This is a genomic window from Micromonospora sp. NPDC048935, assembly GCF_043197875.1.
Taxonomy (GTDB): Bacteria; Actinomycetota; Actinomycetes; order Mycobacteriales; family Micromonosporaceae; genus Micromonospora.
In genome coordinates this window covers 133,540-148,277 of record NZ_JBICTZ010000004.1, presented here as the reverse complement: position 1 = coordinate 148,277, position 14,738 = coordinate 133,540, and the positions used below count along the sequence as shown (strand labels likewise).

Annotated in this window: 13 protein-coding genes; 7 read left to right on the top strand and 6 right to left on the bottom strand. The window is 70.7% G+C overall.

From position 1 onward, the window contains the following. The 4 genes from ACGFIW_RS13890 to ACGFIW_RS13875 are packed head-to-tail and all read left to right on the top strand — an operon-like array spanning position 1 to position 4,295. A complete protein-coding gene (locus ACGFIW_RS13890; protein WP_393314382.1) occupies positions 1–1,956 on the top strand; it encodes an MFS transporter in 1,956 nt (651 codons plus the stop codon). Then, positions 1,953–2,510, top strand: coding sequence for a hypothetical protein (locus tag ACGFIW_RS13885; RefSeq protein WP_393314380.1), 558 nt, complete (start codon positions 1,953–1,955; stop codon positions 2,508–2,510). The genes ACGFIW_RS13890 and ACGFIW_RS13885 overlap by 4 nt, the downstream gene beginning before the upstream one ends. Next, positions 2,507–3,682, top strand: coding sequence for a M23 family metallopeptidase (locus ACGFIW_RS13880; RefSeq protein ID WP_393314377.1), 1,176 nt, complete (start codon positions 2,507–2,509; stop codon positions 3,680–3,682). Before ACGFIW_RS13885 ends, ACGFIW_RS13880 begins: the two co-directional genes overlap by 4 nt. 13 nt (positions 3,683–3,695) lie before the next feature. Next, entirely contained in the window at positions 3,696–4,295 is a 600-nt protein-coding gene (locus tag ACGFIW_RS13875) for a hypothetical protein (RefSeq protein ID WP_393314375.1), read from the top strand. A 6-nt stretch (positions 4,296–4,301) separates the two neighbouring features. On the opposite strand, the gene ACGFIW_RS13870 is transcribed toward ACGFIW_RS13875, so the two are convergent. After that, positions 4,302–4,856 (bottom strand): hypothetical protein, encoded by a 555-nt coding sequence (locus ACGFIW_RS13870; RefSeq protein WP_393315286.1) that lies wholly within the window; start codon positions 4,854–4,856, stop codon positions 4,302–4,304. 194 nt (positions 4,857–5,050) lie between these two features. Here ACGFIW_RS13870 and ACGFIW_RS13865 point away from each other — a divergent pair, with 194 nt between their 5' ends. Together ACGFIW_RS13865 and ACGFIW_RS13860 are read left to right on the top strand one after the other, a co-directional pair. Further along, on the top strand, positions 5,051–7,612 hold the full coding sequence (locus ACGFIW_RS13865; RefSeq protein WP_393314372.1) for an FtsK/SpoIIIE domain-containing protein: 2,562 nt from the start codon (positions 5,051–5,053) through the stop codon (positions 7,610–7,612). 28 nt (positions 7,613–7,640) lie between these two features. Beyond that, complete coding sequence (locus ACGFIW_RS13860) at positions 7,641–8,360, top strand: hypothetical protein (RefSeq protein ID WP_393314369.1); 720 nt, start codon at positions 7,641–7,643, stop codon at positions 8,358–8,360. A gap of 64 nt (positions 8,361–8,424) precedes the next feature. On the opposite strand, the gene folE is transcribed toward ACGFIW_RS13860, so the two are convergent. The 4 genes from folE to ACGFIW_RS13840 all read right to left on the bottom strand — a co-directional run bounded on the left by folE (position 8,425) and on the right by ACGFIW_RS13840 (position 12,422). Further along, on the bottom strand, positions 8,425–9,090 hold the full coding sequence (gene folE, locus ACGFIW_RS13855; RefSeq protein WP_393315283.1) for a GTP cyclohydrolase I FolE: 666 nt from the start codon (positions 9,088–9,090) through the stop codon (positions 8,425–8,427). A 35-nt stretch (positions 9,091–9,125) separates the two neighbouring features. Continuing rightward, positions 9,126–11,144 carry an ATP-dependent zinc metalloprotease FtsH gene (gene ftsH / locus ACGFIW_RS13850; protein ID WP_393314366.1) on the bottom strand — a complete coding sequence of 673 codons (2,019 nt, stop codon included), beginning with the start codon at positions 11,142–11,144 and terminating at the stop codon, positions 9,126–9,128. A 464-nt stretch (positions 11,145–11,608) separates the two neighbouring features. Then, on the bottom strand, positions 11,609–12,184 hold the full coding sequence (gene hpt, locus ACGFIW_RS13845; protein WP_179781302.1) for a hypoxanthine phosphoribosyltransferase: 576 nt from the start codon (positions 12,182–12,184) through the stop codon (positions 11,609–11,611). 100 nt (positions 12,185–12,284) lie between these two features. Then, positions 12,285–12,422: a hypothetical protein gene (locus ACGFIW_RS13840; protein WP_357554605.1), complete on the bottom strand. Its 138-nt coding sequence runs from the start codon at positions 12,420–12,422 to the stop codon at positions 12,285–12,287. Between the two features lie 150 nt (positions 12,423–12,572). Here ACGFIW_RS13840 and ACGFIW_RS13835 point away from each other — a divergent pair, with 150 nt between their 5' ends. Next, complete coding sequence (locus ACGFIW_RS13835; RefSeq protein WP_393314363.1) at positions 12,573–13,535, top strand: GlxA family transcriptional regulator; 963 nt, start codon at positions 12,573–12,575, stop codon at positions 13,533–13,535. Between the two features lie 202 nt (positions 13,536–13,737). Here the strand turns inward: ACGFIW_RS13835 and tilS are convergent, their stop codons facing one another. Continuing rightward, entirely contained in the window at positions 13,738–14,730 is a 993-nt protein-coding gene (tilS, locus tag ACGFIW_RS13830) for a tRNA lysidine(34) synthetase TilS (RefSeq protein ID WP_393314360.1), read from the bottom strand. Between the last annotated feature and the right edge of the window lie 8 nt (positions 14,731–14,738).

Sequence of the window (14,738 nt, the reverse complement as noted above, 5' to 3'; positions counted from 1 at the left end):
ATGGCGAGGGCCCGGGCACGGATCACGTCGTTCCTGCTCGCCCTCGGCGTACTGGCCGGGGCCACCCTCTCCTGGCCGCTGATCGGCGCGGAGGCCGCGGCCGCCGCACCGCCCGCCGCCCAGGCCCGCGCCGACCTCTGCACGACCAAGGAGTGGCAGGCCGACTTCCGCGCCTGCGTCGAGAAACTGAAGAAGGTCAGTGAGGCGGAGATTGACTGCAGGAAGCCGCCTGTGCCGTCCGCCCCGGATTCCGGCCTAGCGGGCTGGTTCGCTTCCCGCCCAGAGTCTTCAAAGTTGCCGGGCCCTAAAGGCATCTACAGCGACTACGGCTACGGCGGCTACAGCTTCAATACCTATGACGTAGAGGGCGGCTGCGCCTCTACCGTTCTGCACCCGGACTACAAGTTCACTACGACGGTCGCCAACGGCGAACTCATGATGGCCACGGCAGTAGTGGGTGCCTCCAACGCGATGCGGGAGCGAGCTTGGGATCCCCGCTCGATGTGGAGTTGGGCCGACCCGCTGGTCGAGAAAGCCACCAAATCCGTCTACCAGAAAGTATTTAGCGTCTTCGGGATAGTCACGCTATGCGTGGTGGGCCTCTATCTGCTTTGGCGCTCTCGTCAGTCCGATATGAGCAATGCGATGACGACGGCCGGCTGGGCGTTGCTGGTGATGATAGCCGTTACTGCACTCGCGGCCTGGCCAGTCAAGTCGGCGAACATCGCCGACGGCACGCTAATTACCTCTCTCGGAGTCGTGCACGACGCCATAGGCCCGGCGTCCAGGGACATCCCAGCCGACAAGTGCGTGCTACCGAACCCCGATTCCTGTGTCGACAAGCGACCACCGGCCGTCCGGGCCAGCGACACCGCGACCGAGTCGATGCTCTACCGAAACTGGCTGCGTGGCGTACTCGGTTCATCTGAAAGTGAGACTGCGAGGAAGTACGGCAGAGCGCTCTATGACGCCAAATCACTGAGCTGGGGTGAGGCGGAATCAATCCGCTCGAATCCCGCCACTCGCGATGTGGTCATCAAGGCCAAACAGCAGCAATGGATGACAGTTGCTGAGCAAATCAAAATCGAGGACCCGGAGGCGTACGAATTCCTGATGGGCACCCGCGACATGGACCGAATCGGCTCGGGGTTCATCGCGGTGCTTGCAGCCGTGCTCTTCGCACTGTTCGATCTCACTGCGTCGGTGCTGGTCCTGCTGGGCTTCCTGATCTTCCGGTGGGCGGTCATCGCGGCACCCATCCTGGGCACGGTCGGCTTGCTCCGGCCGGCCAGCGCCGGGCTGCGGCGCCTGGCGAACGCCGTGGTCGCCGCGGTCTTCAACATCGCCATCTTCGGCACCGGGGCCGCGGTCTACCTGTTTGCGGTCGATCTGATCATGAGCACGTCCACCCTCCCCGGCTGGCTTCAGGTGGTGCTGGTCTGGCTCTGTGGGGTGGTCGGCTGGCTGTTGCTGCGGCCGTACCGGCGGATCACCCAGCTCGGAGGCAAGGACAGCAGCGAGGCGGTCAGCTCGGCCGGTTCCTGGCACCGTCGCTTCTTCCGGGACATGCGGGTCGCGGCGCGGCTCGACGTGGTCGAGCCCGGCGGCACGGCCGAGCCGGCGGGCGGACGTCGTCGGTCGGCGGACGCCGAGCAGACCCGGCTGCGTCCGGAGGCACGCAGGGAGGACCCGGTGTCGACGCCAACCGCGCCATTGGAGGCTCAGCGGCCCGGCAACGCGCGCCCGGACGGTCGGGAGCGCGCCGATGAGGGCACCAGCGAGCAGACCGGCGCCAGGAGCCGTCAGGTTCCACCCCAGCCTCGGCGTCGGCAGCCGGCGGCCTGGACCGAACCGGACGTGCCGGCCGAGAACCCGTCGTTCGTGGTCTACCGGCCAGGCTCTACGGAACGTGCGCCAGACCGTACCGGACCGCGGGTGCGCTCAGAGGCTCGGTGACGGCGATGCGACGGGCCCTGGAGTTCCTCTTCACCCGGGCGCTACGGTCCCGACTGGGGGTGGCGCTGGTGATCGCAGTTCTCATCTTCGGTGTGATCGGGGCGGCCCGCCTGGTCTCGGGCCCCCCCGATCCGGCGGACGGGCTGAGTAACCGGCCGGAGGGGCCGATCACCACCGTGGACCCGACGGTCGGTGACGATGGGGTGACGTCCACCGAGGCTCCGCCGTCGCCGATCACACCGGCGGGTGCCCGCACCCCCGAGCAGATCGCCGACCGGTTCGCCAAGGCCTGGCTCGGCCAGCCCGGTATGGTCGCCGACCAGTGGCAGGCCGACCTGCGGCCGTTGTCGACGCCGGCGCTTACCGAGAAGCTGTCCGGCGCCGACCCGGGCGGGGTTCCGGCCGAGAAGGTCACCGGGCCACCGGACGTGCGGGCACGCTCCGAGACGTTCGTCGAGGTGTTGCTGCCGTTGGACACCGGTCGGCTACGACTGGAGTTGGTCTCCGCAAAGGACGGCTGGTTGGTCGACGTGGTGGATTGGGAACGGCAATGAGCGTCGCCGGGGGCGCGGCTCCCCTTCGCCGGCCATTGCGCATCGGAGTGATCGCCACGATGGTCACCGGTGTGCTGCTCCTCCTCTGCTGCACCGGCGGCACCGCGGCGTTCTTCCTCAGTGGGCTCGGTGGCGACGCGGAGAACGGTGACACCCTGGCCGATAGGGGATGCGGCCCGGTCCGCCCGGTGAACGTCGCCGGCGAGTTGCCGAGGTTCACCGAGTACGGCGACGCACAGGTCCGCAACGCCGCGATCATCATCAAGGTCGGCCAGGATCTGGGGGTGCCCTCGCGAGGATGGGTGATCGCCCTGGCCACCGCGATGCAGGAGTCCGCTCTGCGCAACCTGGCGAACAGCGACGTTCCGGCCTCGTTGGCCCTGCCGCACGAGGGCGTCGGGGCCGACCACGACTCGCTGGGCCTTTTTCAGCAGCGGCCGGGGTGGGGCTCCGTCGCCGAGCGGATGACGCCCGCGTACACGGCTCGCAAGTTCTACGAGAAGCTCGTCAAGGTGCGGGGCTGGCAACGCCGGCCGCTGACCGTGGTGGCGCAGCAGGTGCAGATCAGCGCCTATCCGGACGCGTACGCCAAGCACGAGGAGCTGGCCAGCAAGCTGGTTGACGCCTTGGCCGGCGGGGCGGCCCGCACTGTCGAAATCAACGGTAAGGCAGTCTGCGACGCGGCCGAGCACGGCCAGATCGCGGCCTCCGGCTGGACCGCACCGATTCCTGGGAGAGTCGGCTCCGGTTTCCGCACCGCGAGCCGACCCGGCCACGACGGCGTCGACATCGGCGCGGCCAAGGGCACCGAGATCCGGGCGGCAGCGGCTGGTCGTGTGCTGGTCTCCACCTGCGATGAGGACTACCGCAACCGGCAGGACTGCGACGTGGACGGGTTCCCCGGCAAGAAGGGCTGTGGCTGGTACGTCGACCTGCTGCACGCAGGTGGCTCCATCACCCGGTACTGCCACATGGTGGTTCAGCCCTTCGTCAAGGTACATCAGATGGTGGCGGCCGGCGAGGTGATCGGAAAGGTCGGCAGCAGCGGCAATTCCTCCGGCCCGCACCTGCATTTCGAAGTACACCTGCGCAACAACCGCAACGCTTCAGGCGCGGTCAACCCGGTCCCGTTCATGCGCCAGCGGGGCGCCCCGCTGCGCGACGCTGAGTGAGGCCAGCACGGACATGACTGGACCGTTGCCGGACCCCTTCGCCGACCAGCCGGACTGGGCCCCCCGGCCGCCTCGGCCGTTGGCCATCACTCCCGCGACAGGGCGGGTGGAGTTGCGCGGACAGAGGGTGCTGGTCGGGCTGCCGGGATTGGGCTGGCGTGGCGACCTGCGCGCGGACGACCGGGTGGTCCAGAGTGCCCGGACCTACGTGCCGGTGATCCCCGAGCACGAGTGGTACCGGGCCGAGGCCGACCAGGTCGAGGTGTTCGCGCCACTGGTGCCGGTGGAACGGGTCTGGGTGGAATCGGTCGGCGACCGGGCAGCGGAGGACAGCCCTCGGGACACCGGCATCCGGTTGGTCTCGCTGGATGGTCCAGCACACCGGGCTCCCACACCCGTGTTCGAGGCGGACGCCGTCACGGGCCGCCGGGTGGTGCACGTCGAGGGCGGTGTGGAGCACCGCGACCTGCGAGCGGTCACCGAAACCTACTCCGGTGCCGAGGGAGACATCTGCGTTCGGATCACGCCGGAGGCAGAGTGGTACCGCTGGGCCTGGCGCGGCCAGTCACCCACCACTCTGGAGGTTCCAGTACATCTGCTGTGGATTGAGTGAGTCCGCCTAAGGCCCATCGGCCTTACATACCCGCCAGCCGTCCTGCTGATGCGTCTCAAAACGCCAACGCTGGCGATCGCTCTGGGATATTCCATCCACGAAGGCCGACAAAATTAGGTCAACCTCGACGTTGGCGGAGTCGCCTTGGCGCTGAACGTCAAAGTTCTCCCAACTTGTTGAAATCGCCGTATTGAAGCGTTTTTCTCGCGCCACCAAATCGTCCCGAAGAACCCTTAACTCGTTGAAGTCAGTGCCTCCCTCACAGGCAAACTCCTTTGCTCTCGCGTCGTTACGATCAGCGAGGAAGGACTGGATATAGTTAGCCACCACCACATCCGGAGTACTGCGGTCTGGGGCGGACGCGCGGTGGTACAGCACCACGCCCGTGACGAGCCCGCCGAGGCAGAGCAGCGCGAGCACCCCGGCGACGACTGTGAGCACCGTGCGCATTCGGCGGCGGGGCGGCTGCGGCTCCGGCGGCCCCGGGGCGGGCGGCAGCTGCTCGGGTGGTGTCCGCTGGGCCGGTACGCGGGAGACCTGGGAACCGGCGGGGGGCTGCACTGATTCCACCTCCTGACGTTATCGGCTGGACGGCCCGGAGCCAATGCCCCAGATCCAGCGGATCGTGACGGACCCTACCCGTCGGTGAGATCCACGACATCACCGGCGCAGCGCCGTGGCACCTCCCGGAGGAGCGGCCTCGACTGGGATACCGTCTCTGCTCGGGGAGGGGTTGCCAACCTCGGGCAGAGGGGGTGGACGCGGTGGCCGGTCCGAAGTCACGCACGAACCGCGCCGCGGCTCTGCATCGCCGGGCGGCGGCTGTCGCGACCGCTGCCGCCGGGATTCTGGATGAGACGCGGCCGGCCCCTGCCGACCAGCGCCGCCAGTACGAGCTGGCCGATCGACTTCGGGTGGTCGCCGCGCGGTTGGCCCCGGGCTGGTCGGGCGCCGCGTTGGATTCCCTCACCGTGGACTCGCCGGCGGGTGACGGCCCGCCGCCGTTCGTCCGGGTCGGCACGGCGGCGCCGTTGGATGACGCCCGCTTTCCCGCGTTGGTGCCACTTGTCGGCACGGGTCACCTGAGCGTGGACGCCGACGCTCGGGAGCCACGGGTGGCCGGGTTGCTCCGGGCCGTACTCCTGCGGTTGTTGGCCGCGACGCCGGCGGGCGCGTTGTTGATTCGCGCGGTGGATGCCACGGGTGCCGCGCTGGCCCCGTTCGGCGCGCTCGCCGATGCTGGCCTGTTACCGCCGACGGCGGTGGACGTGGCGGGTCTGCGCGCGGTGCTGACGGAGGCGGAGCAGTGGGTCACTCCGGGGGCGAGTGGGCGACGCCGCCACGACCGCACGCTGTTGCTCGTGTTCGCCGCTCTGCCGGAGTCGACCGGGCCGACCGATCTGGCGCGGATCGAGGCGCTGGCCGAGCAGGGGCCGGCCGCCGGCCTGCACCTGATGGTGGCCGGTTGGCCTCCGTCCGGTCCGCACGCGGGTCGGGCACCGCTGCCGCACAGCACACCGCTGACGCTGCGTAACTCGTACGCCCTGCTCGGTGACCCACCGACTGCGTCCTTTGCCAGCCCCGGGGCGGATCCGCCGGGCGGATTGAACTCACCGGTCTTCGTGGAGTCGGACCCCCCGGCTGATCTCGTCGATGCGGTCTGTCGGCGGCTTGCCGAGCAGGTGGAGGCCGGCTCGCGGTTGGGGTTGGCGGCTCTGCTGCCGCCGACGGGTGACCGGCTGTGGGAGTCGGATTCCACGGACGGGCTGACCACCACGGTTGGTGATGCCGGCGGGCGGTCGGTGCCCCTGGGCTTCACCGAGCTGACCCCGCACTGGCTGGTCAGTGGGCGGTCCACGGCGGGTCGCGCGGCGTTCCTGACCACCGCGATGCTTGGCCTCGCCGCCCGCTACGGCCCGGACGAGCTGATGCTCTACCTGGTGGATCTCGGCGACGGTGAGTCGTTCGTGGAGTTTCTGCAGACCGAGCGGGACCGGTCGTGGATTCCGCAGGTGCGTGCGGCGGCAATGGCCGCCGATCGGGAGTACGTCCGGGACCTGCTCGACGAGTTGACGGCCGAGGTGCAGCGTAGGGCGGAGGCTGGGGCGCGGGCCGGCGGCCAACGCTTCGCCGAGTTGCGTCAGCATCAGCCGCTGCCCCGGATCGTGTGCGTGTTGGATAATGTGCCGCTGCTCTTCGCCGAGCGGGACCGGCTGGCCGCCGAGGTGGCCGCCCAGTTGGACGGGCTGGCTCGGTCCGGGCGGGCGTACGGCGTGCACCTGGTGTTGGCCGGTGCGGGCGAGCTGGGGTTGGGTGCCCGCGCGGACGTGGGGCATCGGGATTCGGTGCTTGGGCAGTTTCCGGTACGGGTGGCGCTACCGGGTGGCAGTCCGGTGCTGGAGCCGACGAACGACTCGGCCGCGGGCCTGCCGGTGGGCAGCGCGGTGGTGAACACTGCCGGCGGGCTCGGCGGCCCCCGGGGCGCGATCCGAGGTCACGAACGACTGATCCGGCACCCTGATCCGCAGGACCACCCGGAGGTGGTGGAGGGGCTTCGGCACGAGCTGTGGGAGGCCCGCCCGGCCAGGTCGGTGCCGCCGGTCGTCTTCGCCGGGTACGCCCGTCCTGTGCTCGGCAACGATCCGCAGCACCGGGCGGCGTTGGCGGGGCAGTCGCACGGGCCGGCCGCCCTGCTGGGCCGCGCCGTGGATGTGGCCCGCTCAACGGTCGCCGTACCGTTGGGGCCGGCCGCGGGCCGCAATCTCGCGGTGCTCGGATCGGGTGCGGCGGCGGGCGGGCTGTTGGCGACGGCAGCCCGCAGCACCGCGGGCCACCATGCGACGGGCACCGCCCGTTTCCTGGTGGCGGCACCGGATCCGGGCGCCAGAGCGTTGGCGGAGGCGTTGACGGCGGAGCTGGCGACCCGGCATCCGGCCGAGCTGGTGGATGTGCCGACGCTGCTCGCGGATCCGGCCGACGACCTGCCGACGTACCTGGTGGTCTTCGGTCTGGACCGGCCGGGCCCACGGGAGTTGCCGGTGGACCGGCTTCGTGCGCTGCTGCGGGACGGGCCGCCGACGGGCCGGCACCTGCTGGGTTGGTGGCGTGCGGTGCCGCCGTTCGCCGCACTTCTCGAACCACCTGGCGAGGCCGACAAGCTGGCCGCCGTGGTCGTGCTGGACGTGCCGGTCGCGCAGCTCACCGCGGTCTTCGGGCGGGCGGTGGAGTGGCGGGGTCGGCCCGACCGGGCGGTGCTCTGGGACGGTCCGGACGAGCGGGGCACGGTCCTGGTGCCGTTCGCCGACGAGGCCGGGTGATCCGGTGGCGCGGGCAGGAGGTGTCGAGATGGGTCCGAAGGCCACGGTGACCGGGCCGGGGCGGCAGCGGGTTCCCGCGGCGAACGAGGACGCCACGCAGGCGACGGTCGAGCCCAGCTCGGCCTGGGCGGAATACCTGGCCGCAGCCCGCCAACTGGACGGGGTACGCCGCAGTGCGGCTGCCGCCGCCGGTGAGCAGGCCCGGTCGGCGGAGACCGCCCGGGAGGAGTTGTCGGTGGTCCGTACCGAGCTGGCGAGCCAGCAGGAGCGGCTGCGCGAGCTGGGCGTACCAGCGATTTCCCTGGTGCCGTCGCCACCGGAGCTGAGCGAGGCGTCCCGGTCGATGGCGGGCGGCCCGGCAGCCGTGCTCGCGGCGCTGCGGGTCGCGCGGGGCCGGGCCGAGGCGGCGGACGCGGCCCTGGCCGCGCGGCGCCGGTTCCGACCGGGGTCCTGGCCCGCGCGGGTGCGCAACCTGCTGGTGTACGGGCCGTTCGCGCTCGTGGTGCCGCTGATCCAGATCGCGGTGTACGCGGCTACCGGCGTGGGAGCGGCAAGTGTGGCCGCGTTGATCTGTGGGTTGCCGATGCCGGCTGTCGCGTTCGTCGCCGGTTGGGTGGGCATTGGGCGGTTGTTCCGCGTGAGCCCCGCCGAGCGACTGGATCGGACGGTGCGCTTCGGCGCGCTTGTGTGCCTGGTGCCGGCGGTGCTGGTGACGGCCGGCCTGCTGCTGGTCCTACTCGCCGGCTGATCCGCCGGGAACGCACCGGCCGGCCGTCCCGGAACGGGTCGGCCGGCCGTCGTGCGTCGGAACCTCAGCGGGGAATGATCAACGCCATCGCCTCGGCACGGGACTTGGAGTCGGTCTGCAGGATGCCGCGCACCGCCGACGTGATGGTCTTGGCACCGGATTTCTGGATGCCACGCATCGCCATGCACATGTGTTCGCACTCGAGCACGACGACGACGCCACGTGGCTCGAGTTTGTTCATCAGCAGGTCAGCGACCTGCGAGGTGAGTCGCTCCTGCACCTGGGGTCGGCGGGCGAAGACCTCGACCAGTCGGGCCAGCTTGGACAGGCCGGTGATCCGCCCGTCCGGGCCGGGGATGTAGCCGATGTGCGCGCTGCCGCGGAACGGCAGCAGGTGGTGCTCGCAGAGGCTCATCACGTCGATGTCCCGGACGATCACCAGCTCTTCGTGGTTGGCCTCGAAGGTGGTGCTGAGCACCTGGGCCGGGTCGACGCGCAGGCCGGCGAATAGTTCGGCGTACGCGCGGGCGACCCGGGCCGGGGTCTGCTGGAGCCCGTCGCGGTCGGGATCCTCACCGACCGCGATGAGGATCTCGCGGACGGCCTTCTCGATGCGGCCCAGGTCGACGGCGTCCTCGACGGGACGGCCGGTCAACCGGCCACTGATCAGCCGGGCGGCAACGTAGTCCAGCCCGTCGTCGCCGTCCGGCTCGGTCGCGGAGACGGCCAGCTCCCGGTGAGGGGAGCTGGCCGTCGAGTCGTTGCTCAGTGCGTACCGTCCGAGTTGTTGGACGGCGCCCCACCGCCGACCGACGCCTGCGCGCCGTCGGCCTGGGCCTGCGCCTTGAGCTTGTCCTTCTCCGCAGGGGTGAGCACGGGCGGCTCGGTGGACGGCTGGCGCTTACCGAAGCCGTTGTAGGGCACCAGCGGCGGGCGCTTGACCACCCGGGCGCAGATCCGCGCCATGTCGGCGGTGGAGAGGGTCTCCTTCTCGATCAGCTCGAGCACGATGTTGTCCAGGACGTCCCGGTACTCCACCAGGATCTCCCAGGCCTCGTCGTGCGCCAGCTCGACGAGCGCCCGCATCTCGCCGTCGATCTCGGCGGCCACCGAGTCCGAGTAGTCCCGCTCGTGACCCATGTTGCGGCCGAGGAACGGCTCGTCTCCGCTGGTGCCGTACTTGATCGCGCCGAGCTTGGAGCTCATGCCGTACTGCGTGATCATCGCGCGGGCCAGCTGGGTGGCTTTGTTGATGTCGTCGCCCGCGCCGGTGGTCGGCTCGTGGAAGACCAGCTCCTCGGCGGCCCGCCCGCCCAGCGCGTACGCCAGGGTGTCGATCATTTCGGCCCGGGTCTGGGTGTACTTGTCCTCGGTCGGCAGCACCAGGGTGTGGCCCAGTGACCGACTCCGGGACAGGATCGTCACCTTGTGCACCGGCGCGGCGTGCGGCAGCGCCCAGGCGACAAGCGCGTGCCCTCCCTCGTGGTACGCGGTGATCTTCTTTTCCTGGTCGCTCATCACCCGGGTCCGCCGCTGCGGACCAGCGATCACCCGATCGATCGACTCTTCCAGGGTCTCGTTGGTGATCGCCCGCTGGTCCTTACGGGCGGTGAGCAGGGCCGACTCATTGATCACGTTGGCCAGGTCGGCGCCGCTGAAGCCCGGGGTACGCCGCGCCACCGAGTCGAGGTCGACGTCGGGGGTGAACGGCTTGCCCTTGGCGTGCACCCGCAGGACGGCCTTGCGGCCCTCCATGTCGGGGGCGTCCACCGGGATCTGCCTGTCGAACCGACCGGGGCGCAGCAGCGCGGGGTCGAGGATGTCCGGCCGGTTGGTGGCCGCGATCAGGATGACCCCGCCCTTGGTGTCGAAGCCGTCCATCTCGACGAGCAGCTGGTTGAGCGTCTGCTCGCGCTCGTCGTGACCGCCGCCCATGCCGGCGCCACGGTGCCGGCCGACGGCGTCGATCTCGTCGACGAAGACGATCGCCGGAGCGTTGGTCTTGGCCTGCTCGAAGAGGTCGCGGACCCGGCTGGCGCCGACACCGACGAACATCTCCACGAAGTCGGAGCCGGAGATGGAGTAGAACGGCACCCCGGCCTCGCCGGCGACCGCGCGGGCCAGCAGCGTCTTGCCGGTGCCGGGCGGGCCGAAGAGCAGCACACCCTTCGGGATCTTGGCGCCCAGAGCCTGGTACTTCGCCGGGTTCTGGAGAAAGTCCTTGATCTCGTGCAGCTCCTCGACGGCCTCCTCGGCACCCGCGACGTCCGCGAAGGTCGTCTTCGGAGTGTCCTTGGTGATCATCTTCGCCTTGGACTTGCCGAAGTTGAGCACCCGGGAGCCGCCGCCCTGCATCTGCGACATGAAGAACAGCAGCAGGAGGACGAGCAACGCGATCGGCAGCAGGTTGACCAGCAGGCTCACCCAGATGCTGTCCGAGGAGACCTTGGCGTCGGCCGGACCGGTGACGCGGTTGGCCGCCTTGGCGTCCAGCACCTCGTTCCAGATCTCGTCGCCGACCTGGTACGGGAATTGAGCCTCGATCTTGTTGGTCTCGGTCTTGCCGAACTTGGTCTTCTGGGCCAGGTCCAGTTGGAGCGTCTGCTCCTTGTCCTGGAAGACCACCTTGTTGATCTTGGCGGTGTGGAGCTGATCGAGCGCAACGGAAGTGTCCACGCGGTGGTAGCTGGGACCAGCGGTGAACAGCTGACTGAGCACAACTGCGCCGAGGATGACCAGGATGATCCAGACCACCGGTCGGCGGAAGAAACGCGTACGTTCCATACTGTTGTCGAGCGCCGGAGCGCCCGCATCCTCCTGATCGACGTCCTGACCATCTGATTGGTGTCGCCGCGGTGAGCGGCGGCCGGAGCTGCCATGCGGGGCGGCCTCGACCCCGAGGCGCGAAAACTGCCGCGCCGCGGTCATTCGACGGTACACCGTGTACGCGAGGAGCGAGCTCGCGAGCCCCGCACTCGGCGCACCTTTGATATCGATGGCACGCACCGTGGGCAGGCCCACCAGCCCCGCGACCCGCGTACGGCGGGTCCGGCTGGAAACCGGCGTGGCGGGGAGTCCGTCCCGGCCACCCGACGGCCCGGTCAAGCGGCCGAGAGGGGTCGGGCGCGGAGTAACCTCCGGGCCACCGGGTCCACGGTAGCCGCAACAACTGAGAGCGCGCTGAACGTCGGCTTGATGGAGGCCGATGCGAGTCGACCTCACGCTCCCCCGGGGGAGCGCGGCGGGCGTCAGGAGCGGGCGTAGACCTCGGGCTTGAGCACCCCGACGTAGGGCAGCTCCCGGTAGCGCTCACCGAAGTCCAGGCCGTAGCCGACGACGAACTCGGTGGGGATGTCGAAGCCGACGTACTTGACCGGGACCGGCACCTTGACCGCGTCCGGCTTGCGGAACAGCGCGACGACCTCGACGCTCGCCGCCGAGCGGGACTCCAGGTAGCGCAGCAGCCAGGAGAGCGTGAGCCCGGAGTCGACGATGTCCTCGACGACCACCACGTGCCGACCGGCGATGTCCCGGTCCAGGTCCTTGAGGATGCGGACCACCCCGGACGAGGTGGTGCCCTGGCCGTACGAGGAGATGGCCATGAAGTCGAGCTCGGCCGGGGGGCCGTTGCGGCCCAGCGCCCGGGCGAAGTCGGCCATGAACATCACCGCACCCTTGAGTACGCACACCAGCAGCAGGCCGTCAGTCACGTGGGAGTAGTCGGCGGAGACCTGCTTGGCCAGCTCCGCTGTCTTCTCGCGGATCTGCGCCTCCGAGATGATCACGTGGTCGATGTCGGCGTCGTACCAGGAGCCGTCAGCCATGACTCCTAGCCTGCCGTACGTCGGATGGCCTCCGTCGGCGGGGCCGCACCTTTTGGCGCAGTCCCGCCCGGGATTTTCTGCGCAAATAATGCTAATCGCATCAGTTGGTGCGTGACCGCCAGCGGCGACCGCCGTCGCTGGGCTTCCAGTCGGCCGAATCGTGACTGTCGGCGGTGAGGCCGGCCGCCGAGGCGGCGACGAGCAGGACGAGGAACAGGAGGAAGAACAGGAACTCCATGGCGGCACTCGCTTTCGCATGATTGCTGTCGGTTTCGCCGCCGGTGCGCACCGGGCTGACACCAGTCTCCGACCACTCGCCCCGATCAGACAGTGGCAGTGATGCCACTGAGCATCGATTTACTGCCACCACTGTGGTTACCCTCGTCACATGCTGCGCAACGTCGCCGTCCTCGTCCTCGACCAGGTCGCCCCCTTCGAGCTCGGCGTGCTCGCCGAGGTGTTCGGCTCCGACCGCACGGCCGACGGCTTTCCCGGCTACCGCTTCCAGCTGTGCAGCCCGGACGGCGGGCCCGTCCGCACCTCGTCCGGCTTCCACCTCACCCCGCACGCCGACCTCGACCCCCTGGAGGAGGCCGACCTGGTGGCGATCCCCGCGCACAGCCAGGGCACCACCGTCCCGGGATCGGTGCTCGACGCGCTCCGCCGGGCCGACGCCCGCGGGGCGCACCTGTTCAGCGTCTGCTCCGGGGCCTTCCTGCTCGGCGAGGCCGGGCTGCTCGACGACCGGGAGTGCACGACCCACTGGCGGTACGTGGACGAACTGCAACGCCGGCACCCACGCGCCCGGGTGCGCTGCAACTCGCTCTACGTCCAGGACGGCCGGCTGCTCACCAGCGCCGGCACCGCCGCCGGCATCGACGCCTGCCTGCACCTGATCCGCCAGGAGCACGGCTCGGCCACCGCGACCCGGCTGGCCCGGCGGATGGTGGTCCCGCCGCACCGCGACGGTGGCCAGTCCCAGTACGTCGAGGCACCCATCCCGAAGGCGCCCGAGGCGCCCACCCTGGAGCCGGTGCTGGAGTGGCTGATGGGGCACCTGGACCGGACGACCACCGTGGAGGAGCTGGCTGCCCGCGCCGGCATGGCACCACGCACGTTCGCCCGCCGCTTCCGCGCCGAGACCGGAACCACCCCCCACGACTGGCTCACCAACCAACGGGTGCTGCTCGCCCGGCGGCTGCTCGAGGAGACCCCGTTGAGCGTGGAGGCCGTCGCCGACCAGGCCGGCTTCGGCGACGCCGCGGCGCTGCGCCACCACTTCACCCGCCGGGTCGGCGCCACGCCACACAGCTACCGGACCACCTTCCGGGACCGGGCACACAGCGGCTGAGGCCCTCGGCACCGGCTCGTACCGCCGGATGAGCCGGGCAGGCGGCCGACCGATGCACCACCCGCGCCGCCTTTGCTCTGCACCCGCCCGCGCACCGCGCACGGTCCGTAACTGGCGCGTGGGCGGGTGCAGAGCAAAGGGCCCGCAGGGTGGTGGGGCGGGTCCTCGGCGGGATGCGTTCGAGGCGTCGACCGGCGGCGAATCAGCCGGCGCTCAGCGGCGACAGCCGGCCGCCGCGGCGGAGCACCCGAAAACCCCCGGGCAGATCGGTCGGGCCCTGACCGTGCCAGTCGGTGACCAGGGCGTCCAGGGCGTTGACGTGCCGGTGCGACAGCGCTCCCGGCAGGGCACCCAGCTCACGCGCCCACGAGTGCAGCACCCGGCCACGCACCGCGGGAGTCAGACCGGCCAGCGCGGGCACCGAGAGCCCTCCGTCGGGGCACCGGGCCGCAGCCAGCGCCGTCGCCGCCACCTCGTCGAGCGCGGCGTTGTCGGCCGCCACCAACCCGGCGGTACGCGCGAGGTTGGCCACCACGCCGGGCCCGAGCGCCCGTACCAGCGCCGGCAGCAGGTCGGCCCGCACCCGGGAGCGGGCGTACGACGGGTCGGTGTTGTGCGGATCCTGCCACGGGCTCAGCCCGAGCACGGCACACGCGGCGCGGGTCTGCTCCCGACCGATCTCCAGCAGCGGGCGCAGCAGCGGCACCCCGCCCAGGTCCCGGCGGGCGGGCATTCCGGCCAGCCCTCGTGGGCCGGCGCCCCGGGCGAGCGCCAGCAGCACCGTCTCCGCCTGGTCGTCGCGGGTGTGCCCGGTGAGCACCGCGACGGCGTTCTGCTGCCGGGCCACCTCGGTCAGCGCCTCGTAACGAGCCTCCCGGGCCGCCGCCTCCGGCCCGCCCGGACGCCCGGCCACCTCCACCCGCACCACCGTCGTCGACGCGAACCCGAACTCGGCAGCCCAGGCGGCCACCGCCTCGGCACGCTCCGCGGAGCCGGCCTGCAGGTCGTGGTCGACAGTGACGAGCAGTGCGGCGCGGCCCAGCCGGGGCGCCACGAACGCGGTGGCCGCCGCGAGGGCGAGCGAGTCGGCTCCGCCGGAACAGGCGACAAGCACCGGCCCACCGGACGGCAGACCGGTCAGGGAGCGGCGGACCGCCACCCGGATCGCGGCCACCGGTGGGGCGAGCGCGGCCACCGCTGGGT